Raw genomic sequence first — 21,927 nt, 5'->3', positions numbered from 1 at the left:
GCCCCGGAATCGAGCTCAGCACTCGATCACGTTGACGGCCAGGCCGCCGCGCGAGGTCTCCTTGTACTTGACCTTCATGTCGCGCCCGGTGTCGCGCATCGTCTTGATCGCCCTGTCCAGCGAGACGACCTGACGGCCGGTGCCGCGCAGCGCGATCCGGGCGGCGGTGATCGCCTTGACCGACGCCACCGCGTTGCGCTCGATGCACGGGATCTGCACGAGCCCGCCCACGGGGTCGCAGGTGAGCCCCAGGTTGTGCTCGATGCCGATCTCGGCAGCGTTCTCGACCTGGTCGGGGGTCCCGCCGAGCACCTCGGCCAGGGCGCCGGCCGCCATCGAGCAGGCCGAGCCGACCTCGCCCTGGCAGCCGACCTCCGCGCCCGAGATCGACGCGTTCTCCTTGTAGAGGCTGCCGATCGCGGCGGCGGTGAGCAGGAAGCTCACGACGCCGTCGTCGTCGGCGCCGGGCACGAAGCGGGTGTAGTAGTGCAAGACCGCGGGGATGATGCCGGCTGCGCCGTTGGTCGGGGCCGTCACGATGCGACCCCCGGAGGCGTTCTCCTCGTTGACGGCCAGGGCGTACAGCGTCACCCAGTCCATCGCGGCCAAGGGGTCACCCGGGTGCTCGGTGCGCAGCTGCCGGGCCAGCCGAGGAGCGCGGCGCTGCACCTTCAGGCCGCCGGGAAGCACACCCTCGGCACGGCATCCGTTGTCGACGCACTCCTGCATGACCTGCCACAGGTGCAGCAGGCCCTCGCGGACCTCCGCCTCGGTGCGCCACGAGAGCTCGTTGGCGAGCATCACCCCGCTGATCGGCAGGCCGGTCTCGGCGCAGCGGGCGAGCAGCTCGTCGCCGGTGGTGAACGGGTACCGCACGGGCGTGTGGTCGGGCACGATCTTGTTCTCGCCCACCTCGTCCTCGTCCAGGACGAAGCCGCCGCCGACGGAGTAGTACTCCCGCTGGCGCAGCGGTGCCTCGTCCTCGGCGGGCTCGGCGCTCGCGTACGCCGCGAACCGCATGCCGTTGGCGTGGAAGGGCAGCGTGGCGCGACGGTGCAGCACCACGTCGTCGGCGACGTCGCAGCGGATGCCGTGCTCGCCCGCCAGTTGCAGGATGCCGTCACGCACCACCGCGTCCAGGCGCGCGTCGGCGCCGCGCGGGTCGGTGTGCTCGGGCTGCTCACCCTCCAGGCCCAGGACCACGGCCTTGACCGACCCGTGGCCGTGGCCGGTGGCGCCGAGCGAGCCGAACAGCTCGGCGCGCACCCGAGCGACCCGGGGGAGCAGGCCGTCGGCACGCAGGCCCTCGGCGAAGGTGTGCGCGGCGCGCATCGGGCCCACCGTGTGGGAGCTCGACGGGCCGATGCCCACCGAGAAGAGGTCGAACGCGCTGATGGCCATGGCCCAGAGCCTGCCTCAGTCGCCGAGCTCCCGGCGGCGCCGGGTCACGAAAGCCTCGAGCTCGGAGCGGATGCCGTCGTCGAGCGCCGGCTGCTCGTACTTCTCGAGGCGCTGGCGCCAGATGCCGGCGGCGCGGGTCGCGGTGTCCTGGGCGCCATTGCGCATCCAGCGCTCGTAGTTGTCCGAGGAGTTGAGGAAGGGGCGGTAGAAGCAGGTGCGGAAGCGCTCCATGGTGTGCATCGAGCCCAGGAAGTGGCCACCGTGGCCGACTTCCTGGTGGGCGTCGAACGCCAGCGAGCCGGGGTCGATCTCCAGCGGGGTGAACTCGTGCTGGAGCATCTCGACGATCTGGCAGTCGATGACGAACTTCTCGAAGCCCGCGACCAGGCCACCCTCGAGCCAGCCCGCGGTGTGCATGACCCAGTTGGTGCCGGCGAGGAACGTCGGCATGAGGGTCATCAGGGCCTCGTAGCCGGCCTGCGCGTCAGGAACCTGGGACGAGGTCAGCCCGCCACCGGAACGGAACGGCAGGTTGAAGTGGCGCGCGATCTGCCCGGTGCACAGCAGCCCGATGCCGGACTCCGGGGTGCCGAAGGTCGGCGAGCCCGACTGCATGTCGATGTTGGACAGGAACGAGCCGAAGATCACCGGGCACCCGGGGCGGATGAGCTGGGCGAGGGCGATGCCGGACAGGGCCTCGGCCATCTGCTGCACCAGGGCGGCGGGAATCGTCACGGGGGACATCGCACCCATGAGGATGAACGGGGTGAGGACCACCGGCTGCGCGGCGGCGCAGTACTCGAACAGGGCGTCGAGCATGCGGTCGTCCCAGCGCAGGGGCGAGTTGCAGTTGATCAGGCTGATGGATGCCGGGCGGGCCTCGATCGCCTCGCGGCCGCCGAAGAGGATCTCCGACATCGCGATGACGTCGCGGGCGTTCTCGCCGGAGACGACGTTGCCCATGAACACCTTGTCGGTGAGCGTCATGAGGGACAGCGTCATGTCGAGGTGGCGCGAGTCGAGGGGGGCGTCGTTGGGCTCGCAGACCACGCCGCCGGCTGAGTCGAGCACCGAGAAGGACTGCGAGAGCTTCGCGAAGTTGCGGTAGTCCTCGAGCGTGCCGTCGCGGCGGACGTCACCCTCCCTCACGAAGGGAGGCCCGTAGACCGCGCCGAACGCCATCGAGTCGCCACCGATGTGGATGCTGCGCTCGGCGTTGCGGGCATGCACGTCGAACTCGCGCGGGGCCTTGGCGACCTGCTCGAGCACGAACTCGGGGTCGAGGAAGACGGTGTTCTCCTCGACGCGCTGGCCCGCGGCCCGGAACAGGTCAAGGGCCCGGTCGCTCATGAACTCGACGCCGATCTCGGTCACGAGTCGACGCCACCCGGCATCCAACTGGGCGAGGGCATCGGCCGAGAGGATCTCGTAGCGCGGCATGCGGTTGGTGAACATCGGGCGTGCCTTTCGGTGGCGATCGACATTGACGGTGAGCCTGCTCACATCCTAGCCTCATCATGTGGGACTCTGGTTCCACATCGTGAGTCAGATGTCCGGGCGGGCCCGGACCCGAGCAGGAGAGGACGTCGCGTGGCCACACCAGCCGTGGGTACTGGAACCCAGTCGATCGATCGCGCCGCCGACCTGCTCGCCCGCGTGGTCCGCGCGCCCTCCCCGGTCACCTTCACCGAGCTCGCCGAGGTCACCGGCCTCGCTCGCTCGACGACCTCCCGGCTGCTGTCCGCGCTCGAGCGGGCCGACCTGCTGGCGCGCGACGAGCGCGCACGCTGGATCCCGGGTGCCCTCTTCGACCACTACGCCGCCCGGCGCTCCGACGACGCCCACCTCGTCGAGGCCGCGGATTCCACGATGCGGGCGCTGGGGGACCTGACCGGCGAGACCGTCAACCTCGGCGTGCCACGTCGCGGCACGGTCGTCCAGGTCGCCCAGGTCGACTCTTTGTACTACCTGGGCTCACGGGACTGGGTCGGCACCGACGTTCCCGCCCACTGCTCGGCCCTGGGCCTGGTGCTCTACGCGTACGGCGCGCTGCCCGCACCCTCCGGTCAGCTCGACGCCCTGACTCCCGCCTCCCTCACGACCGGGGCGGACCTCAAGGCCCGGCTCCCCGGCATCCGGCACGACGGCTTCGCGACCACCGTCGACGAGCTCGAACCGGGGCTCACCGGGGTGGCGGCGCCGATCCGGCTCGGCGGCACGGTCGTCGCGGCCCTCGGGATCTCCGGCCCCACCTCTCGTCTCGCGGCGGACCTCAGGTCCACCGGGACCCTCGTCGCGGCACATGCCAAGGCGCTCTCGAACCGACTCGATCACCACCACCAGGAAGGCGCAGCATGACTCCCGACGAAATCCTCCAAGGGCTCTATGACCAGACCCTCGTCGGCAACGGCCCTGCCGTGCTCGACCTCACCCACAAGGCGCTCGACGGCGGCATGGAGCCGGGGACGATGCTCTTCGACGCCCTGATCCCTGCGCTGGAAGAGGTTGGGGCGCGCTTCGAGCGCGGTGACTTCTTCGTGCCCGAGATGCTCATCGCCGGGCGCGCGATGGCCGGGTCGATGGAGGTGCTGCGGCCGCTGCTCGCCGAGACCGGCGTCGAGACGATCGGCAAGTTTCTCATGGGCACCGTCAAGGGGGACGTGCACGACATCGGCAAGAACCTCGTCAACATCATGCTGGAGGGCGCCGGCTTCGAAGTCATCGACCTCGGGGTGCAGGTGGCCCCGGAGAAGTTCGTCTCCGCCATCGAGGAGCACCAGCCCGACATCGTCGGCTTCTCCGCCTTCCTCACCACGACCATGCCGATGTTCAAGGCGAACATCAACGCCCTCCAGAAGGCGGGGCTGCGCGACTCGGTCATCGTCATGGTCGGCGGCGCCCCCGTCACCCAGGAGTACGCGGATGCCGTGGGCGCCGACGGCTACGCCTCGGATGCCTCCGCGACCGTCAAGCGCGCGAAGGCCCTGCTCGAGGCGCGTCGGACGAAGGTGCCCGCATGAGCGCGCCCCTGCGTCGGACCGTGCTGCGCTCGGCCAGCAAGGAGGTCGTCATCGCGGCCGACCAGCCGTTCTGCGTCATCGGCGAGCGGATCAACCCCACGGGTCGCCCGGTGTTCCAGGAGGCGCTGCGCGAGGGTGACCTGTCCATCATCGAGAAGGACGTCGCCGCCCAGGTGGCCGGGGGGGCCAACGTCCTCGACATCAACATGGGGGTTCCCCTCACCGACGAGGCCGACCTGCTCGTGCGGGCCATCCAGCTCGTCCAGCAGGTCACCGACCTGCCGATCTGCATCGACTCCTCGGTCGTGGAGGCCCTCGAGGCCGGGCTGGTCGCCTACCAGGGCCGCGCCCTGGTCAACTCGGTGACCGCCGAGGACGAGCGCCTCGAGGCCATCCTGCCGCTGGTCAAGAAGTACGACGCCGCGATCGTCGCGCTTCCCAACGACGAGCACGAGATCCCGATGGAGCACCAGCGGCGCCTCGAGCTCACGGAGAAGATCGTCCGGGTCGCCACGCAGGAGTACGGCATCGCCATCGACGACATCGTCATCGACCCGCTGGCCATGCCGATCGGCGCCGACCCCACGGTCGGTCGCGAGACGCTCCTGACGATCCGCGGCATCGTGGAGCAGTGGGGCCTGAACACCACCTGCGGTGCCTCGAACGTCAGCTTCGGGATGCCGGGTCGTCACGCGATCAACGGCGCCTGGCTCTCGCTCGCCATGTCCGCCGGCATGACCAGCGCGATCATGGACGCCCGCACGCCGCACGTCGTCGACGCCGTGCGCGCCAGCGACCTGCTGCTCGGCAACGACGAGTGGGGCTCGGCGTGGATCACCACCCACCGGGCACGCCAGGCCGCCGAGGCCGCAGCCGCGGAGGCGGCCGCGGCAGCCACCGCTTCGGCGTGAGCGACGAACGAGGCCCCGGATCCCCGTTCGACGACGTCGTCGACGGCCTGCGCCGCGAAGGCCTGCTCGAACCCCCGCCGTCCGCGGCGGGGCCGGGGGCCGGGGAGTCGCACGAGGGCACCGGCCGGGTGCAGCTGACGTTCGAGCCTGCCGGGCGCACCTTCCGGGTTCCCCCGGGGGTGTCGGTGTTCGACGCCGCCTCGTGGAACGGCATCGCCATCGACTCCACGTGCGGAGGCCACGGCACCTGCCGCAAGTGCCTCGTGCGGGTGAGCTCGGGGTCGGCGCCGGTCACCCGGCACGACCGGCGCACCTTCTCCGAGGACCAGATCGCCGACGGCTGGCGCCTGGCGTGCCTGGTCAGGGCGACGCACGACCTCGGCCTCGAGGTGCCGCCGCTCGTCACCCGCCCCAAGGCGTCGACGGTCGGCGTCGGGCGACAGGTCATCCTGCGGCCGGGGGTCCAGAAGCGGTACGTCGAGCTGACCGACCCGACGCTGGCAGACCAGCGCACCGACCTCCAGCGTCTGCGGGACGCGGTCGACGACCTCACCCTCAACCCCGACCTGCACGCCCTGCGGCGCCTGCCCACCGTGCTGCGCCAGAGCGACTTCAAGGTCACCGCCGTCACCGTCGACGAGGTGCTGATCGACGTCGAGCCCGGGGACACCACGGGGTCGCGCCACGCCATCGCCTACGACCTCGGGACGACGACCGTCGTCGCCACGCTGCTCGACCTCGAGACCGGCACCCCGGTGGCGGTGGCCTCGATGCTCAACAAGCAACAGCCTTTCGGCGGTGACGTCATCACCCGGATCAGCGCGACGATGATGGACCCGGACGCGCTCGGCAGGCTCACCCAGCTGGCGCGCCAGACCCTCTCCGAGCTCGCGCAGGAAGTGCTCGACGAGGGTGGCATCTCGCCGCAGAGCGTCTACGAGGTGGCGCTGGCGGGCAACGCGACGATGACCGCGCTGCTGCTCGGCATCGACCCGGAACCGCTGGGGGTGGCACCGTTCATCCAGGTCAGCGCCGACTGGCCGGTGCTGCACGCCAGCGACCTCGGCATCGACGTGCACCCCGGAGCCCGCGCGACGATCTTCCCGGCGCTCGGGGCCTATGTCGGTGGCGACATCGTGGCGGGCATGCTCGCCAGTGGTCTCGACCGCGACAAGCGGGTGCGGCTGTTCATCGACGTCGGCACCAACTGCGAGATCGCCCTCAGCGACGGTGAACGGATCGTCACGACGGCCGCCCCGGCAGGGCCGGCCTTCGAGGGCGGTGCCATCCGCTGTGGCATGCGGGCCGCCGACGGGGCCATCGAGGTCATCACCCTCAACGCGGGTGCGTCCGGCGACGACGAGGCGGTCACACTCGGCGTCATCGGCGACGCGGAACCCCGCGGCATCTGCGGTTCGGGCCTGGTCGATGCCGTGGCCGAGCTCGTGCGCGTGGGCCTGCTCGACGAGTCGGGTCGCCTCATCAGCGACGAGGCCGCCGCCGCCTCGGTGCCGGCGCTGGCCGGTCGGCTGGCCACCGTCGGGGACGGCGAGCGGGTGTTCATCCTGCACCGCCCGACTCCCGATGCGCCGACGGTCGAGTGCGTCTACCTCTCGCAGCGCGACGTGCGCGAGCTGCAGTTCGCCAAGGCCGCGATCTCGACGGGGTGGACCCTGCTCCTCGAAGAGCTCGGCGTGTCCCCACGGGACGTGCAGCAGGTGCTGCTCGCCGGGTCGTTCGGCTCCTACCTGTCACCGTCGTCGGCCGTGCGGATCGGTCTGGTGCCCAAGCTGCCCGTGCTGCGCATCGTCTCGGCGGGCAACGTCGCCGGTGAGGGCGCGAAGATGGTGTTGCTGTCGGCGCGTGAGCGGGCCGGCGCCGACGCGATGCTCGCTGAAGTCGCGTACATCGAGCTCTCGGACCGGCCTGACTTCAACGACCGCTTCATCGACCAGCTCGCGTTCCCCGTCTGAGCATGGGCGTGCCGTCTGGGCGGGTCGCGCTCGTCGCGTGCGGGGCCATCGCCCAACCCGCGGCGGATGCCGTGGCGCGCCGCGCGTGGCCCGTCGACGTCCACCCCCTGCCGCCCTTGCTCCACAACCGGCCCGAGCGCATCGCGGATGCCGTCGAGGCCCTGGTCCTCCAGCTGCGGGGGCGCTACGACCGGGTGGTCGTGGGCTACGCCGACTGCGGCACCTACGGAGCGTTGGATGCCGTCTGCGAACGGCTGCACGTCGACCGCCTTCCGGGGTTGCACTGTTACGACCTCTTCGCCGGGTCGGACGTGGTGAGCCGGCTCTCGGAGGACGAGCCGGGCACCTACCTGCTCACCGACTTCCTCGTGAAGTCGTTCGCGCGCGCGGTGATCCAGGAACTCGGCCTCGACCGGCATCCCGAACTGCGCGATGACTACTTCCGCCACTACACCCGGGTCGTGTGGCTGGTGCAGACCGCTGACCCGGTGGAGCGCGCCGAGCTGCGCACCCTGGCGCAGGCCGCGGCCGACCGCATCGGGCTGCCGCTCCAGGTGCGGCGCACGGGCGAGAGCGGCCTCGAGCGCGCCCTCGCCTCCCTCCTTCCCGACCTCTCCTGACCGACCTGCACATCAGGGGCGGGTCGTCTAGGGTCGTGCAGGTGCTCGAGGGACTGACTCCTGCGAGCCTCGTCGGGGGACTGGTGCCCTTCGTCGTGGCCGCGCTGACTCTGCTCGTCTTCCGGTGGCGGCGGCGTGACGAGGTGTTCGTCAACCTCACGCCCGGCGAAGTCCCGGGGCTCGGTGAAGCCGGTGAGAGCGCCCGAGTGCGCCGCGGCGTGGAGTACTCGGGCGCCGTGGCTCCCCGCTTCCACCAGCCCGAGCACTCGACCCCGGCCCTGTCGGGCACGGTGATCGACGGCGTGGTGCACGGGCGTGACCTCGCCGCCACCCTCGTGGACCTGGCCCTGCGCGGGCACGTGCTCCTCGCGCGCGAGGGCAAGGACTGGCGGGTCACCAGGGCTGACGTGACGGGAGACCCGCTCGCCCCCCACGAGGTGGCGCTTCTCGACGCCGTGCTCGGTGGCGCGACCTCGGTGCTGCTCGGCGACCTGCGACGGGCCGAGGTCGTGGCGCGCTGGCGGGCCGCCGAGGTGGCGGTCTACCGGGCTGTGGTCGACCGGGGCTGGTACACCCGGCATCCGCGCTCGCGCAACGGGCGGCTCGCTGCGCTGGGGGTGCTCCTCGTGGTGGCATCGGCCGTGGCAGGCGTGGTCTCCGGACTGGCGGACGACCACCTGCGATGGGCCCCTCTGGGAGTGGGGCTCGGCCTCGGCGGCGCCTTGCTGCTGTGGCGCGGGCGCGGACGCACTCCGCGCACGGCCACGGGGTCCGCAGCGCGAATCCAGGCCCTGGGCTACGAGCGCTACCTCGCCACCGCTGAGGCCGGCCAGCTGCGGCACGAGGAGCTCGCCGGCGAGGTGCGCGCCATGTTGCCCTACGCCGTTGCCTTCGGGGTCGCGGGCCACGTCGCCGCCGTCCTGGGTGATGCCCTGCGTGCCGCGCAGGTCGCGGCGGGCGCCCAGGCCGCGCTCGACATCGTCGTCGACGCCGCCATCGACCCCGGCGTGTGGGACCTCGTGTCGGGGCTGGTCGACCTCGCCGACCTGGACGTGAGCGGGCTCGGCGACCTCGTGCCGGAGGACGCCTTCGAGGCCCTGGTCGAGGGGGTCGAGGGGCTCGGCGACGCCCTGGGCCACCTGGCCGGCGCCGTCGGTGGCATCCTGCCCACCGACGGCTGCGGCGACGGCTGCGGCGAGGGGTGCCTGGACTTCTAGCGGCCCGCCAGGGCGGCGGCCATCTCGCCGATGTGCTCGGGTGAGGATCCGCAGCACGCTCCGATGACGTCGATGCCGAGGTCGCGCAGTTCGACCGCGTGCTCCCCCATGGCCTCGGGGCCGACGGTGTACACGAACTTGTCACCCTCGAGCGCGGGCAGTCCGGCGTTCGACTGGGCCACGAGGAGCAGCCCCTCGGGGCGGGCCGCCACGAGCTGCTCGGCGATGGTGCGCATCTCGTCGGGCCCGCGGCCGCAGTTGGCCCCGACGGCGTCGGCGCCCGCGGCCGCTAGCGCCGCCACGGCGGCGGCCGGTGAGACGCCCATCATGGTGCGCAGGTTCGTGTCGAAGGACATCGTCACGACGACCGGCAGGTCGGGTGCGACCTCGCGCGCGGCCGCCACGGCGGCGCTCGCCTCGCCGAGGTCACTCATCGTCTCGATCAGGATGAGGTCGGCGCCACCGGCGGCCAGCCCGCGCACCTGCTCGGCGAACAGCGCGGTCGCCTGCTGCGCGGTCAGGGTTCCGAGCGGCTCGAGCAGCTCACCCGTCGGGCCGATGTCGCCGGCCACGAGCACCGCGTGCCGGTCTGCGACCTCCCGCGCGATGGCAGCCCCCGCCCGGTTGACCTCCTCCGCCCGGCCGGACAGGCCGTGGGCGGCGAGACGGGGCTCGGTGGCGCCGAAGGTGTTGGTGGTGATGATGACGGCACCCGCGGCGGCGTACTCGTCGTGAAGCCTCGCCACGGCATCCGGGTTGTCGACGTTCCACGACTCCGCGCACTCGCCCGCAGGGAGCCCACGCTCCTGCAGCAACCAGCCGTATCCGCCGTCGAAGATGGCCGGGCGGTCAGCGAGCAGGGTCAGCAGTCGATTCGTCACCAAGGAAGGGTACGCAGCGCGGATGCCGTGCCCCGCCGCCGTCTCATCGGGCGCGGGTTCGGGCGCTCACCGCTTCGTCGAGCATGCGCTGGCGCCAGGTCTCGATGACCTCGACCTGGTTGAAGGTGAAGACGTGCAGCCCCTCGACCCGCAGGGCCGGATTGCTCGACAGGGCGGCGACCCGGCTGACGAAGCGGTCGGTGGAGAACCCGGGCGACGCGATGCGGGCGAAGATCGACTTCTGCTTGCGCAGGAACCGCAGTGACTCACCCACTCCGATCTTCGTCGCCATGCCGAGCAGCTTCGTGCGCTCGACGGGCCCGGGGACACCGACGAGCAGGGGGAGGGTGACCCCGCGGCGGCGCACGCGTTCGATCCAGGTTGCGAGGTGCTCGGCGTCGAAGGTCATGTTCGACACGATGTGGGTGGCGTAGTGCCGCTTTTCCCACATGGCCTGGACCGTGACGTCGTCGTCGATGGTCGGGTGCGACTCGGGGTAGCCGGTGATCCCGATGTGGCTGAAGCTGTGGCCGATCTCCTCGAGGTCGCGCAGCAGGTCGACGGCGCCGTGGTACGCACCGGCCGGCGGGTCGGCGTCACCAGCAGGCACGAAGATCCCCGAGATGTCGTGCTCCTTGAGGCGGGCGACGATGTCGACGAGCTCGTCGCGGCCGCTGACCATGCGGGCTGCCACGTGCGGCACCACCCGGTAGCCGCTGTCGGCGAGCGACGTGGCGAGGTCGAACGTGGCGCCCAGGCCCTTGCCCGGCGCCGCCGTGACGGTGAGCGGCACCGTGAGGGGCAGGTGGGCCCGCACCTTGTCCGCAATCGTCGCGGTGGGCATGACCTCGTAGCGGGCACCCTCGAGGAGGCGGGTCAGGGCCACCGTTGGCAATTCGTTGCTCATCATGCAACCTGTCTCGTCATACGCACCGGATGTCGCTTCAGCGTAGAGGGCGTCAGTGCTCGGCGCTAGCGTTGCCGAGCATGGATCCGGGGACCGAGGTGACGACGGCGGCGGCGCATCAGGGCGCCCTGCCGCTCACGGGCGTGCCCACACCGCTCTATGCCGCCAGCCCGAGCAAGCTCCTGGCGTTCCTGGACTGCCCTCGCCGCTACCGGTTGCAGTACCTCGACCGGCCGTCCCCGCCGCGTCGGCCGCAACGTGCCCACACCTCGCTCGGCAACGCCGTCCACAACGCGTTGCGCGACTGGTGGGACCTCCCGGTCAGGACCCCGGATGCCGGGGCCGCCCTCGTCGACCGCGCCTGGATCGACGTCGGGTTCCGTGACACCGAGCAGTCCCGGGCCTGGCGCGAGCGGATGCGTGCCGCGGTGGCGGCGTACCTGGAGTCGGTCGACCCGCACACTCCTCCCACCGGGATCGAGCGCACGGTGTCCTTCGTCAGCGGCGACCTGCGCCTGACCGGGCGCATCGACCGCCTCGACGACCGCGACGGTGAGCTGGTCGTCGTCGACTACAAGACCTCACGGGTGCCGTCCACCGACGACGACGCGCGCACGTCGCTGGCTCTGGGCCTGTATGCCGCCGCGGTGTGGAAGATGTTCCGGCGCCGCACGCTGCGCGTCGAGCTGCACCACGTGCCGTCCGGCACGGTGGCCTCGCACGTCCACACGCCCGAGTCGCTGACCCGCAAGGTCGAGCAGGCCCGCTCGGTCGCCCGCGACGCCCAGCGGGCCGACCTCGACTTCGCCGACAAGGGTCAGGACAGCGAGGCGTTCCCACCCCGCCCGGGGCCGCTGTGCGGGTGGTGTGACCTGCGGGCGCACTGCCCCGAAGGCCAGGCGGCCGCCCCCGAGAAGGCGCCCTGGGCCGCGCTCGAGGAGCCGGCCCCGGCTGGTGGGTGGGTGACGCGCGATGACGCGTGACCGGCATCCGGCTGTCAGGGGCACAGAGCGCCTCGTGCTGCGCCAGTGGCGGGAGGGTGATCTCGAACCGTTCGCCAGGCTCAATGCCGACCCCGATGTCATGCGCCACTTCCCATCCTTGCTGAGTCGCGAGCAGTCCGACGCCATGGTCGACCGACTCAGCGGCCACATCGAGGCCGAAGGGTGGGGGATGTGGGCGGTTGAACGCCGCGACACGGGGGAGTTCATCGGGTTCACCGGCTTGGCGGTGCCCCGGCAGGACCTGCCGTTCCAGCCCTGCGTGGAGGTGGGCTGGCGCCTGGCCCGCGATGCATGGGGCCATGGGTACGCGAGCGAGGCGGCACGCGAGGCGCTGCGGGTGGGGTTCGACGAGCTCGGCCTCACCGAGATCGTCGCGTTCACGGCCGTGGCGAACTCGCGGTCACGGGCGGTGATGGAGCGGTTGGGGATGGTACGCGACGCGGCCGAGGACTTCGACCACCCCGCGGTGGACGTGGGGCACCCGGTGCGCCGCCACGTCCTCTATCGAAGCGTCAGGCCGTGAACGTGCGACGCTGGTGGTAGGTACGCAGGTTGTCCATGAGCACGTCGCGAATCATCTCGGCCTCGGGGGTGTCGTGCGAGTCCACGGAGGCGAGGAGGTCCTCGATGTCGGAGGGGGTGCGGTAGCTGGCCAGGTCGGCGCGCAGAGCGGCCTCGGCGGCGCGGGCCTCGCGGCGCTCGCGAAGCTCGTCCTTGACGGTGGTCCACAGGGTTGAGGTGTTCATGTATCCAGTGTCGCCACCGACAAGCAATGCGTCCAATGAAATCCAGACATACGAACCATGCGATATGGTCATGTAATGGACACTGACGCCCTGCGATGGTTCCAGCTCGTGGCCGACGGTTACACCGTGACCGAGGTCAGCGAGGTCTTCGGCGTGAGCCAACCCGGGGTCTCCCGAGCACTGGCCCGCCTCGAGAAGGAGGTTGGCACGCCGCTGCTGCGCCGATCCGGCCGGGTGCTGCGGATGACCCACGCCGGGGTGGCCTTCAAGCGGCACGTCGACTCCCTCGTCAATGACCTCGACGACGGGCTCGCCGCGGTCAGCGAGCTCGTCGACCCCGAGGCCGGGGTGGTGACGCTCGCGTTCCCGCTCAGCCTGGGGTCCTGGCTCGTCCCGCGCCTCATCACCGACTTCCGCCGTGAGCACCCGCGGGTGAAGTTCGTGCTCCTGCGCACGGCCGTCGGGGAGAGTGGCCGCGTCTCCCAGCACCTCGCGACCCGCTCAGCCGATGTCGAGCTCACCACGCACCGCGTCCACGGGCCCGACGTCGAGTGGCGGCGCGTGCTCGTCGAGCCCTTGGTCCTTGCCGTCGGGCTCGCCCACCCGCTCGCGTCCCGCGACGAGGTGTCGCTGAGCGAGGTCGCCTCCGAGCCGTTCATCATGCGTCGGGCCCCCTCGGGCATGCGGGGCCAGACCCTCGACCTCTGCCACGCCGCTGGGTTCGAGCCCGAGGTCGAGCTCGAGGCCGACGACCTGCTCACCGTGCGCGGCCTCGTCGCGGCCGGTCTCGGCGTGGCCGTCGTGCCGGCCATGGGGTTGCCGGCTCCCACGACGTTCGCCCGCAGCCGCCTGCTGCCCATCGTGGATGCCGGGGCGCACCGTGAGGTGGGTGTGGCCTGGGTTCGCGGCCGCCCTCTGCTGCCCTCGGGGGAGGCCTTCCGGCACTTCGTGCTCGCGGACGGGGCGATGGACGCTCACGCCCACCACGAGTGACACAATCGGGCCACTGCCCGCGGACCCCGGAAAGGCTTCCCGATGGCGCCCAAGCGCAAGGCCACGATCATCGCCCTGGCGAACCAGAAGGGCGGAGTGGCCAAGACCACGTCCGTCGCCTCCCTCGGTGCGGCGTTCGCCGAGCAGGGTCGGCGGGTCCTCCTCGTCGACCTCGACCCCCAGGCCTGCCTGACCTTCAGCCTCGGGGTCGACCCCGACACCGTCGAGTCCTCGGTGCACGACGTGCTCGTCGGCGGTGTCGAGGTCGCCGACGTCATCGTGCACTGCGAGGAGGGCATCGACCTCGTGCCGAGCACGATCGACCTCGCGGGAGCCGAAGCCGTGCTGCTCTCGCGCCCGGCCCGCGAGTACGTGCTGCAGTCGGCGCTGGACGCCGTGCGGCGCGACTACGACATCATCCTGCTCGACTGCTCGCCGAGCCTGGGCGTGCTGACGCTCAACGCGCTCACCGCGGCCCAGGGCCTGATCATCCCCATGCCGTGCGAGATGCTCGGTCACCGTGGGGTCGGCCAACTGCTCGACACCGTGCGCGACGTCAAGCGCATCCTCAACAAGAAGCTCAAGGTCATCGGCATCCTCCCGACGTTGTTCGACGGTCGCAGCAACCACGCGCGCGAGGTGCTCGACGACGTCGGTGAGCGGTACGGCATCCCCGTGCTGTCACCCCCGATCCCCAAGACCGTGCGGTTCGCGGAGGCCCCGGCCGTGGGTCGCTCCATCCTCTCGACCTCGCGCACGTCCAAGGGGGCCAAGGCCTACCGGGAGGTCGCGACGTCCCTGCTGGCAGCGATCTGAGCACGCACCGGCTCGCACCGGAATAAGCAGGGTGCGTCGGACGTACTGTGCTGACATGCCCACGACGACACCTGCCCTCATCGCCGACTCCGCGACCTCCGGCTTCCGCCAGGGAACCATCGAGCGTCGCGACCTGCGCCCCGACGACATCCGCATCGCCATCGCGTACGCCGGCATCTGCCACTCCGACATCCACACCGTGCGCGAGGAGTGGGGCCCGGCGCACTTCCCGCTGACCGTCGGCCACGAGATCGCCGGCACGGTGCTCGAGGTGGGCGCCGAGGTGACCCGGCACTGCGTCGGGGACCGGGTCGGCGTCGGCTGCCTCGTCGACTCCTGCGGTGAGTGCGAGCCGTGCAAGGACGGCATGGAGATGTTCTGCACGAAGCCCGCCGTGGGCACCTACAACGCCAAGGGCTACGACGGCGAGTGGACGATGGGCGGCTACGCCCAGGAGGTCGTCGTGAGCGAGCGCATGGTGCTGCGCATCCCCGACGCCCTCGAGCTCGACGTCGCCGCGCCGCTGCTCTGCGCCGGCATCACCACCTACTCCCCGCTGCGTCGCTGGGGCGCGGGCACGGGCCGATCGGTCGCGGTCGTCGGTGTCGGCGGCCTGGGACACATGGGGGTGAAGATCGCTGCGGCGATGGGCGCCTCCGTCACGACCATCTCGCGCTCGGACGCGAAGGCGGCGGATGCCGTGGCGCTGGGTGCGCGTGCCCACATCGCCACGAGTGACCCGGACGCGATGCGCGCGGCCAAGGGCACGTTCGACATCGTGCTCAACACGGTGAGCGCGGACATCCCGATCGCCGACTACGTGCGACTGCTCAAGCCCAACGGTGTCGTCGTCAACGTCGGGCTCCCGCCGTCGCCGTACTCGATCTCCCCGGGCTCGCTCATCGGCGGCAACAAGGCCGTGGCCGGATCCTCGATCGGCGGGATCGCCGAGACCCAGGAGATGCTCGACTTCTGCGCCGAGCACGGCATCGCCGCGACGATCGAGGTCGTGTCGGCGGCCGACGTCAACGAGGTCTGGGACCGTGTGGTCGACGGTGACGTTCGCTACCGGGCCGTCATCGACACGAGCACCATCACCCCGGCCTGACGCTCCTTCGTCGGTCTGCACGACATCGGGGTGATCACCCCGATGTCGGCGCAGCAGGGGGGAGGCCTGCTCCACGTCTCGCTCGTCGTAGAGGGGCAACGCCGGACGGTGTCGGGAGATCCCCGCCTGGTTGGCGTACCCCGCGTCCTCCTCCTGGATGCGAGCGCTGTCGCGCAGCACGATCGCCGCGAGCTCAGCCGTCTGGTCCGTGCAGATGACCGGCGCCGCCAGGCCGTCGCGAACCAGCCTCGGGAGGTAGCCGCAGTGGTCGAGGTGCGCGTGGGGAGCACCCGAGAGGCTGCGGTCTCGACGAGGAAGCGGCTGCCGGTGACGGTGCCGGCAGCCCCCCAGAACGTCAACGTGGGGCTGCTCACGCCTCCATCGTCCTCCCCGCGTGGGTCCGGGGACAGTGGTGCCGAGGGACTGGTTCCTCACACCGCCTCGCGACCCGGGCGCGGCGCACCCGAAGACGAAGGGCCGCACCGGATGCCGGTGCGGCCCTTCGTGGTCAGGCTCTAGCTGGCGGTCGTGCCCGAGGCACTGCTGCCGCTGCCACCACTGGTGCGGCGACGGTTGCGGGTGCGGCGGGGACGGCCGGCGCCCTCCGCGGGTGCGTCACCGTCACGCGACGACGGGCGAGCGGCATCCGATCGACGGTCACCGCCGCGGCCGCGGCCCTCACGGTCGTTGCCACGGCCGCCGGAAGGGCCGCGACGACCGGCGCCCTTGCCGGTCTCGCCGAGGTCCTCGAGGGTCTCGGCGCCGAGGCCGGCGCGGGTCTGCTGGGCGCGTGGGAGGCGGCCCTTGCTGCCCTCGGGGATGTCGAGGTCGGTGAACAGGTGCGGTGAGCTGGAGTAGGTCTCCTGCGGCTCGGGCATGCCGAGGTCGAGCACCTTGTTGATCATCGCCCAGCGGTGCAGGTCGTCCCAGTCGACGAACGTCACGGCGATGCCGGTGTTGCCCGCACGTGCCGTGCGGCCGATGCGGTGCAGGTAGGTCTTCTCGTCCTCGGGGCACTGGTAGTTGATGACGTGGGTGACGTTCTCGACGTCGATGCCGCGTGCAGCGACGTCGGTGGCGACGAGGATGTCGACCTTGCCGTTGCGAAAGGCCCGCAGCGCCTGCTCGCGGGCGCCCTGACCGAGGTCGCCGTGGATGGCGGCGGCGGCGAAACCGCGGTCGGCCAGCTCGTCGGCCACCTTGGCTGCGGTGCGCTTGGTGCGGCTGAAGACGATGGTCAGGCCGCGGTCCTTGGCCTGGAGCATGCGGGCCAGCATCTCGACCTTGTCCATGGCGTGCGCACGGTAGACGAACTGCTCGACGGCCTTGACCGTGTGCGCGTTCTCCTGGTCGTCGCCCATGGCGCGGATGTGCGTCGGCTGGCTCATGTAGCGCCGAGCCAGGGCCACGACGGCGCCGGGCATGGTGGCGGAGAAGAGCATCGTCTGGCGGGCGGCCGGGGTGAGCGAGAGCAGCTTCTCGACATCGGGCAGGAAGCCCAGGTCGAGCATCTCGTCGGCCTCGTCGAGGACGACGATGCGGGCGTGGCCGAGGTCTAGGTGACCCTGCTTCGCGAGGTCGATGAGCCGACCGGGGGTGCCGACGACGACCTCGACACCGCGCTGGAGCGCTTCGACCTGCGGCTCGTAGGCGCGACCGCCGTAGACGGTGAGCACGCGGATGCCGCGCTTCTTGCCGGCGCGCTCGAGGTCGCTGGCGACCTGCACGGCGAGCTCGCGGGTCGGGGCCACGGCGAGCGCCTGGGGCTTGCCGGCCGCGGGCATCGAGGCGAAGGCCTCGTCGCGCGGGGACACGACGCGGTTGAGCATGGGGATGCCGAAGCCGAGGGTCTTGCCGGTGCCCGTCTTCGCCTGGCCGATGATGTCGTGCCCGGACAGTGCCACCGGCAGGGTCATCGCCTGGATGGGGAAGGGGCTCGTGATGTTGTGCTCGGCGAGCGCCTCGACGATCTCGGGGTGGATCGGGAAGTCGGAGAAGGAGGGGGCGGGCGCGGCCTGCGCCTCAGGAGCCGTGGTGCTGGTGACGTCGGTCAACGGGGTGATCTCTTCCGGTCGGCGGGCGCGGGCGCGCCCACGCAAGGCTGCGGGCCGATCGGAGGTCTTCGGGGAGCGGGCCGCGCCGGCAGGGCCGGGCTCTCGCCACGTCAGGGAAACAGTCTTCGTGCCGACCGGGCACCGTGGACAGCGGCCACTCTACCGTTAGGCTCGCGATTCATGGAGCACATGTCGACCGAGGACCCCGCCTACACCGCTGCCGTGTCCGACCTGCTGGGCGTCCTGGCCTACGGCGAGCTCACCGCGTTCATCCGCATGGCGGTCGACTCCGACCTCGCGCCGACGTTGACGCTGAAGTCGTCGATGGCCGGCCTCGCACACACCGAGTACGTGCAGTACTCGCAGCTCATCGAGCACATGGGTGCTCGCGGGATCGACGCCGAGGCCGCGATGGCGCCCTTCGTGACGCCGTTCGCGGCCTACCACGAGCGCACGAAGCCCCGGGACTGGATCGAGGGGCTCGTCAAGGCCTTCGTCGGCGACGGCATCGCCAAGGACTTCTACCGCGAGATGAGCGCCTTCGTCGATGACGAGACCCGCGCCGTCATGGGCCTGGCGCTCGACGACGAGGGGCAGGCGGACTTCGTCGTCGGCGTCGTGCGCGACACCCTGAAAACCGACCGCACGGCCGCCGGACGGCTGTCGCTGTGGGGCCGGCGCCTGCTCGGGGAGGCGCTGTCGCAGGCTCAGGCCGTGGCCGTCGAACGCGACGCCATGTCCGCGCTGCTCGTCGGCGGAGGCGTTGACCTGGCCGAGGTGGGGCAGATGTTCGCCCGGCTGACGGAGAACCACCAGAAGCGGATGGCCCTGATGGGCCTCACGGCCTGACCCCTTCGCGCACACCCCGCACTCATTGCACGAGAGCCACCCGGATCCGGGTGGCTCTCGTGCAATGAGTCGCGGTGGTGCGGGGCGGTCAGGCCTTCTTGGCGGTGACCTTCTCGTAGCCGATGACGAGGGCTGCGGCCGCAGCGATGGAGATGAACCAGCGGATCCAGTCGATGCCGCGGGTGGGGCCGCCGCCGAGGGCTTCCCACACGGCGGAGCCGATCAGGGCCCCGGCCACGCCGAGCGCCACGGTGAGCAGTGCGCTGACCTGCTGCTTGCCGGGCAGGGCGAGGCGGGCCAGCATGCCGATGACGGCTCCAAAGATGATCGTGCCGATGATGGCGCCGAGGGTTCCCATGGCAGATGCCTTTCGATCAGGGGGTACTGGGGCGGGTGGTGGACGGGCTCAGGGGGTGAACCCGACGCGGGCCTTGTCGGAGTCGCCGACCTGGATCCAGCCGATGACCGTGCCGGGGACGAACACCGAGCGACCGCGGGAGTCGGTGAGACGCAGCACCCCGCCGTCGGCGAGTGCCTTCTCCACGGCCGCGGTGACCTCGGCGGTGGGTGAGTCGGTCTCGATCGTCAGCTCGCGGGCGACGTTCTGGACACCGATGGTGACCTCCACGGGCGCACACCTTCCTTCAGGGTTGGGGTGCGGCATCACCGCACCACTGTCTGGATCAGGCTAACCCGCGTGGGCGGGGAGCCATTCCGGCATCCGCCGTGGGCGAACACCGGTGGTGAACTCGACTCAGGCCTCGACCTTGGGGAACGACCCCAGACCGCGCCACGCGAGGGCACTGATCATCCGGGCGGCCTCGCCCTCGGGGACGTCGCCGCCCTGGGCCAGCCAGTGACGCGCGGCGACCTGCGCCATGCCGGCCAGCGCCGACCCCAGGAGCAGGGCCCGCTCGTCGTCGGCGCCGGTGTCCTCGGCGATGACCTCGGCGATGGCCTCCGCGCAGTTCATCTCGACGGCATCCAACCGGGCCCGCACCTGAGGCACGCTCGTGAGGTCGGACTCGAAGACCATGCGGAACGCCGCACCGGCGCTCGTCACGAACTGGAAGTACGCCGCGACGGTGCGCTCGACGCGAACCTCGTTGTCACCGCCGACCTCCAAGGCAGCCCGCACCAGCGACTCGAGGGTGTCGCAGTGCTTGTCGAGCAGGGCCAGGTAGAGGTCGAGCTTGCCCGGGAAGTGTTGGTAGAGAACCGGCTTGGAGACGCCGGCACGGTCGGCGATCTCGTCCATGGCGGCCGCGTGGTAGCCGGACTGCACGAACACGGCCTGCGCGGCGTCGAGCAGCTGCGCGCGGCGCTCGCTGCGCGGCATCCGCTGACCGCGGGTGGGCATGGGGGTGCTGGTCATCGAGGTCCTTCGCTCCGGGCGTGAGGTCAGCATCCTACGGACGAGTAACGCGGTCCACCGGGACGGCCCGCAGGCTGGTTGTTACCCTCGCGCCATGTCGCACCCCCCGCTCGTGCCCCCGGGACCCGAGCTCACCGTGCAGGAGCGCACGCGCTATGCCCGACACCTCCTCCTGCCCGACCTCGGCAGCGACGGCCAGCGCCGCCTGCGCGCCGCTCGCGTGCTCGTCGTCGGAGCCGGGGGCCTGGGCTCACCGGCGCTGCTCTACCTCGCCGCAGCGGGTGTCAGCACCATCGGGATCGTCGACGACGACGTCGTCGACCTCACCAACCTCCAGCGCCAGGTCGTGCACGGGGTGGACGACGTCGGGCGGGCGAAGACGGAATCCGCGGCCGAGTCGGTGCGCGCCATCAGCCCGACCACGGTGGTCATCGAGCACACGTCCCGCCTCGACGAGAGCACTGCCCTGGCCGTGGTCGCCGACTACGACCTCGTGCTCGACGGCGCCGACAACTTCCCCACGCGCTACCTCGTCGGCGACGCGTGCGCGCGCCTCGGCATCCCCCACGTCTGGGGGTCGGTGTTCCGCTTCGACGGTCAGGTGTCGGTCTGGTGGGCGGGCGAGGGGCCCTGTTACGCCTGCGTGTTCCCCGCGCAACCGCCGCCGGATGCCGTGCCGTCGTGTGCCGTCGGCGGCGTCCTCGGGGCGGTGTGCGCGAGCGTGGGGTCGGTGATGGCCACCGAGGCGGTCAAGCTCATCACCGGGATGGGTGAGCCGCTCGTCGGGCGACTGCTCGTGCACGACGCCCTCGGCCAGACCTGGGACGCGCTGCCCGTCGCGGCTGACCCCGGATGCCGGGTGTGCGGCTCGGGTGCGGACGTGACCCGCCCGCTCGGGTGGGCGACCGGCATCCGGCCTGATGATGCGGATGCCGGGGCCTCCCACCCTGAACGGCCCAGCATCAGCGTGGTTCGGCTGCGCGATGAGCTGGATGCCGGTGCCGTCGTGGTCGACGTCCGCGAGGCGGGGGAGCGCGAGATCGTCGCCCTGGCGCAGGCCGTGTGGGTGCCGATCGGTGACCTGCGGGCCGGGGCAGGGGTGTCGGGTGTCGATGCGGGGGATCGGGTGTACGTGCACTGCAAGTCGGGCGGTCGGTCGGCAGAGGCGGTGGACCTGCTGCGAGCGCGCGGGGTGGATGCCGTGAACGTCGAGGGCGGCATCCTCGCCTGGGTGCGCGAGGTCGATCCCCACCTGCCGACCTACTGACCCGCAGGGCCCCGCACTTTCTCGCCCGAGGCTGCAACCTTCACCTTCGCACCACTTCTTTACTGGTGTCGACCTGAACCTTCCGGGGTGAACCTCGGCCCGGATGCGCGAGACTGACCCGCATGACCACGGGCGATCCGCGGCCGCAGGTGCTGCGGGTACAGAACTTCATGCTCTCCACCGACGGGTTCGGTACCGGTGAGGGCCAGAGCGTCGAGCGACCCTTCGGGCACGCAGACCCGGCCGAGCTGGCCTCGTGGGCCGGGGCGACGGCACATTGGCCCGGCCGCACCGACCCCGGCGGGACTCGTGGTCTCGACGACTACTTCACCCGGGACTTCCACAACAACATCGGCGCCGAGATCATGGGCCGCGGCAAGTTCGGACCGCAGCAGGGGCCGTGGGAGGACCTTCAGTGGCAGGGCTGGTGGGGTGAAGAGCCGCCGTTCCGCACTCCGGTGTTCGTGCTGACCCACCACGTGCGGCCGAGCATCACACTGTCGGACACCACGTTTCACTTCATCGACGCCGACCCGAATGAGGCCCTGCGGCAGGCGAAGGTCGCGGCTGACGGCAAGGACGTGCGCCTCGGCGGCGGGGTGAAGACGGTGCGGGCCTTCCTCGAGGCCGACCTCGTCGACACGATGCATGTCGCGGTCGCCCCGGTCGAGATCGGGCGGGGCGGGCGCCTGTGGGAGTCACCTGACGAGCTGGACGACCGTTTCCACCACGAGGTCGTCCCCAGCCCGAGCGGCGTGGTCCACCACCTGTTATGGCGCCGCTGA

23 protein-coding genes are annotated in these 21,927 nt (G+C 71.3%); 14 read left to right on the top strand and 9 right to left on the bottom strand.

What is annotated here, in order from left to right; translation table 11 throughout:
* Window positions 1-15 precede the first annotated feature (15 nt).
* On the bottom strand, window positions 16-1,401 hold the full coding sequence (locus C8E84_RS06820) for an L-serine ammonia-lyase (protein WP_159900637.1): 1,386 nt from the start codon (window positions 1,399-1,401) through the stop codon (window positions 16-18).
* Between the two features lie 15 nt (window positions 1,402-1,416).
* The gene (locus C8E84_RS06815; protein WP_159900618.1) at window positions 1,417-2,856 is read right to left on the bottom strand and encodes a trimethylamine methyltransferase family protein; all 1,440 of its coding nucleotides are present in this window, start codon (window positions 2,854-2,856) and stop codon (window positions 1,417-1,419) included.
* A gap of 135 nt (window positions 2,857-2,991) precedes the next feature.
* On the opposite strand from C8E84_RS06815, the gene C8E84_RS06810 reads away from it, so the two are divergent.
* From C8E84_RS06810 to C8E84_RS06785, 6 genes are read left to right on the top strand one after another with little or no spacing between them, the layout of a single operon-like run.
* Window positions 2,992-3,759 carry an IclR family transcriptional regulator gene (locus C8E84_RS06810; RefSeq protein WP_159900616.1) on the top strand — a complete coding sequence of 256 codons (768 nt, stop codon included), beginning with the start codon at window positions 2,992-2,994 and terminating at the stop codon, window positions 3,757-3,759.
* A complete protein-coding gene (locus C8E84_RS06805; RefSeq protein WP_159900614.1) occupies window positions 3,756-4,421 on the top strand; it encodes a corrinoid protein in 666 nt (221 codons plus the stop codon). The genes C8E84_RS06810 and C8E84_RS06805 overlap by 4 nt, the downstream gene beginning before the upstream one ends.
* Window positions 4,418-5,332 carry a dihydropteroate synthase gene (locus C8E84_RS06800; protein WP_159900612.1) on the top strand — a complete coding sequence of 305 codons (915 nt, stop codon included), beginning with the start codon at window positions 4,418-4,420 and terminating at the stop codon, window positions 5,330-5,332. Before C8E84_RS06805 ends, C8E84_RS06800 begins: the two co-directional genes overlap by 4 nt.
* Complete coding sequence (locus C8E84_RS06795) at window positions 5,329-7,305, top strand: ASKHA domain-containing protein (protein WP_159900610.1); 1,977 nt, start codon at window positions 5,329-5,331, stop codon at window positions 7,303-7,305. Before C8E84_RS06800 ends, C8E84_RS06795 begins: the two co-directional genes overlap by 4 nt.
* 8 nt (window positions 7,306-7,313) lie before the next feature.
* Window positions 7,314-7,925 carry a DUF1638 domain-containing protein gene (locus tag C8E84_RS06790; protein WP_246196829.1) on the top strand — a complete coding sequence of 204 codons (612 nt, stop codon included), beginning with the start codon at window positions 7,314-7,316 and terminating at the stop codon, window positions 7,923-7,925.
* A gap of 41 nt (window positions 7,926-7,966) precedes the next feature.
* On the top strand, window positions 7,967-9,142 hold the full coding sequence (locus C8E84_RS06785) for a DUF2207 family protein (RefSeq protein WP_159900606.1): 1,176 nt from the start codon (window positions 7,967-7,969) through the stop codon (window positions 9,140-9,142).
* Here the strand turns inward: C8E84_RS06785 and C8E84_RS06780 are convergent.
* Window positions 9,139-10,023: a homocysteine S-methyltransferase family protein gene (locus C8E84_RS06780; RefSeq protein ID WP_246196828.1), complete on the bottom strand. Its 885-nt coding sequence runs from the start codon at window positions 10,021-10,023 to the stop codon at window positions 9,139-9,141. The genes C8E84_RS06785 and C8E84_RS06780 overlap by 4 nt on opposite strands.
* A 43-nt stretch (window positions 10,024-10,066) precedes the next feature.
* Window positions 10,067-10,930, bottom strand: a complete 864-nt coding sequence (locus C8E84_RS06775) for a methylenetetrahydrofolate reductase (RefSeq protein ID WP_159900604.1) — start codon at window positions 10,928-10,930, stop codon at window positions 10,067-10,069.
* 80 nt (window positions 10,931-11,010) lie between these two features.
* On the opposite strand from C8E84_RS06775, the gene C8E84_RS06770 reads away from it, so the two are divergent.
* Complete coding sequence (locus tag C8E84_RS06770; protein WP_159900602.1) at window positions 11,011-11,913, top strand: RecB family exonuclease; 903 nt, start codon at window positions 11,011-11,013, stop codon at window positions 11,911-11,913.
* Entirely contained in the window at window positions 11,903-12,457 is a 555-nt protein-coding gene (locus C8E84_RS06765; RefSeq protein WP_159900600.1) for a GNAT family N-acetyltransferase, read from the top strand. The genes C8E84_RS06770 and C8E84_RS06765 overlap by 11 nt, the downstream gene beginning before the upstream one ends.
* Here C8E84_RS06765 and C8E84_RS06760 read toward each other — a convergent pair.
* Entirely contained in the window at window positions 12,447-12,680 is a 234-nt protein-coding gene (locus C8E84_RS06760; protein ID WP_159900598.1) for a hypothetical protein, read from the bottom strand. The genes C8E84_RS06765 and C8E84_RS06760 overlap by 11 nt on opposite strands.
* Before the next feature lie 75 nt (window positions 12,681-12,755).
* On the opposite strand from C8E84_RS06760, the gene C8E84_RS06755 reads away from it, so the two are divergent.
* The 3 genes from C8E84_RS06755 to C8E84_RS06745 are packed head-to-tail and all read left to right on the top strand — an operon-like array spanning window position 12,756 to window position 15,597.
* A complete protein-coding gene (locus C8E84_RS06755; protein ID WP_159900596.1) occupies window positions 12,756-13,673 on the top strand; it encodes a LysR family transcriptional regulator in 918 nt (305 codons plus the stop codon).
* A 42-nt stretch (window positions 13,674-13,715) separates the two neighbouring features.
* Window positions 13,716-14,489 (top strand): ParA family protein, encoded by a 774-nt coding sequence (locus C8E84_RS06750; protein ID WP_159900594.1) that lies wholly within the window; start codon window positions 13,716-13,718, stop codon window positions 14,487-14,489.
* A gap of 55 nt (window positions 14,490-14,544) precedes the next feature.
* Window positions 14,545-15,597, top strand: a complete 1,053-nt coding sequence (locus tag C8E84_RS06745; protein WP_159900592.1) for an NAD(P)-dependent alcohol dehydrogenase — start codon at window positions 14,545-14,547, stop codon at window positions 15,595-15,597.
* A gap of 515 nt (window positions 15,598-16,112) precedes the next feature.
* Here C8E84_RS06745 and C8E84_RS06740 read toward each other — a convergent pair.
* Window positions 16,113-17,651, bottom strand: coding sequence for a DEAD/DEAH box helicase (locus C8E84_RS06740; RefSeq protein ID WP_246196827.1), 1,539 nt, complete (start codon window positions 17,649-17,651; stop codon window positions 16,113-16,115).
* A gap of 180 nt (window positions 17,652-17,831) precedes the next feature.
* Here C8E84_RS06740 and C8E84_RS06735 point away from each other — a divergent pair, with 180 nt between their 5' ends.
* Window positions 17,832-18,500, top strand: coding sequence for a ferritin-like fold-containing protein (locus C8E84_RS06735; protein WP_159900588.1), 669 nt, complete (start codon window positions 17,832-17,834; stop codon window positions 18,498-18,500).
* A gap of 88 nt (window positions 18,501-18,588) precedes the next feature.
* Here the strand turns inward: C8E84_RS06735 and C8E84_RS06730 are convergent, their stop codons facing one another.
* From C8E84_RS06730 to C8E84_RS06720, 3 genes are all read right to left on the bottom strand, one after another.
* A complete protein-coding gene (locus tag C8E84_RS06730; RefSeq protein WP_159900586.1) occupies window positions 18,589-18,858 on the bottom strand; it encodes a GlsB/YeaQ/YmgE family stress response membrane protein in 270 nt (89 codons plus the stop codon).
* 48 nt (window positions 18,859-18,906) lie between these two features.
* Complete coding sequence (locus tag C8E84_RS06725; RefSeq protein ID WP_159900584.1) at window positions 18,907-19,128, bottom strand: DUF3107 domain-containing protein; 222 nt, start codon at window positions 19,126-19,128, stop codon at window positions 18,907-18,909.
* A 126-nt stretch (window positions 19,129-19,254) separates the two neighbouring features.
* A complete protein-coding gene (locus C8E84_RS06720) occupies window positions 19,255-19,875 on the bottom strand; it encodes a TetR/AcrR family transcriptional regulator (RefSeq protein WP_159900582.1) in 621 nt (206 codons plus the stop codon).
* A gap of 94 nt (window positions 19,876-19,969) precedes the next feature.
* Between C8E84_RS06720 and moeB the strand changes: the two genes are divergently transcribed.
* On the top strand, window positions 19,970-21,142 hold the full coding sequence (moeB, locus tag C8E84_RS06715) for a molybdopterin-synthase adenylyltransferase MoeB (protein WP_159900580.1): 1,173 nt from the start codon (window positions 19,970-19,972) through the stop codon (window positions 21,140-21,142).
* A 122-nt stretch (window positions 21,143-21,264) separates the two neighbouring features.
* On the top strand, window positions 21,265-21,927 hold the full coding sequence (locus C8E84_RS06710) for a dihydrofolate reductase family protein (protein WP_159900578.1): 663 nt from the start codon (window positions 21,265-21,267) through the stop codon (window positions 21,925-21,927).

The organism is Ornithinibacter aureus (assembly GCF_009858245.1).
Classification (GTDB): Bacteria; Actinomycetota; Actinomycetes; order Actinomycetales; family Dermatophilaceae; genus Fodinibacter; species Fodinibacter aureus.
Note: the sequence above shows the minus strand (reverse complement) of the source record. Positions and strands in the feature narration are given on the sequence as shown.

Bases quoted from the DNA above. Each gene is read 5' to 3' on its own strand.
- C8E84_RS06820 (WP_159900637.1), bottom strand. From the start codon at position 1,401: ATGGCCATCAGCGCGTTCGACCTCTTCTCGGTGGGCATCGGCCCGTCG.
- C8E84_RS06815 (WP_159900618.1), bottom strand. From the start codon at position 2,856: ATGTTCACCAACCGCATGCCGCGCTACGAGATCCTCTCGGCCGATGCC.
- C8E84_RS06805 (WP_159900614.1), top strand. From the start codon at position 3,756: ATGACTCCCGACGAAATCCTCCAAGGGCTCTATGACCAGACCCTCGTC.
- C8E84_RS06800 (WP_159900612.1), top strand. From the start codon at position 4,418: ATGAGCGCGCCCCTGCGTCGGACCGTGCTGCGCTCGGCCAGCAAGGAG.
- C8E84_RS06775 (WP_159900604.1), bottom strand. From the start codon at position 10,930: ATGAGCAACGAATTGCCAACGGTGGCCCTGACCCGCCTCCTCGAGGGT.
- C8E84_RS06770 (WP_159900602.1), top strand. From the start codon at position 11,011: ATGGATCCGGGGACCGAGGTGACGACGGCGGCGGCGCATCAGGGCGCC.
- C8E84_RS06765 (WP_159900600.1), top strand. From the start codon at position 11,903: ATGACGCGTGACCGGCATCCGGCTGTCAGGGGCACAGAGCGCCTCGTG.
- C8E84_RS06760 (WP_159900598.1), bottom strand. From the start codon at position 12,680: ATGAACACCTCAACCCTGTGGACCACCGTCAAGGACGAGCTTCGCGAG.
- C8E84_RS06755 (WP_159900596.1), top strand. From the start codon at position 12,756: ATGGACACTGACGCCCTGCGATGGTTCCAGCTCGTGGCCGACGGTTAC.
- C8E84_RS06750 (WP_159900594.1), top strand. From the start codon at position 13,716: ATGGCGCCCAAGCGCAAGGCCACGATCATCGCCCTGGCGAACCAGAAG.
- C8E84_RS06745 (WP_159900592.1), top strand. From the start codon at position 14,545: ATGCCCACGACGACACCTGCCCTCATCGCCGACTCCGCGACCTCCGGC.
- C8E84_RS06735 (WP_159900588.1), top strand. From the start codon at position 17,832: ATGGAGCACATGTCGACCGAGGACCCCGCCTACACCGCTGCCGTGTCC.
- C8E84_RS06730 (WP_159900586.1), bottom strand. From the start codon at position 18,858: ATGGGAACCCTCGGCGCCATCATCGGCACGATCATCTTTGGAGCCGTC.
- C8E84_RS06720 (WP_159900582.1), bottom strand. From the start codon at position 19,875: ATGACCAGCACCCCCATGCCCACCCGCGGTCAGCGGATGCCGCGCAGC.
- moeB (WP_159900580.1), top strand. From the start codon at position 19,970: ATGTCGCACCCCCCGCTCGTGCCCCCGGGACCCGAGCTCACCGTGCAG.
- C8E84_RS06710 (WP_159900578.1), top strand. From the start codon at position 21,265: ATGACCACGGGCGATCCGCGGCCGCAGGTGCTGCGGGTACAGAACTTC.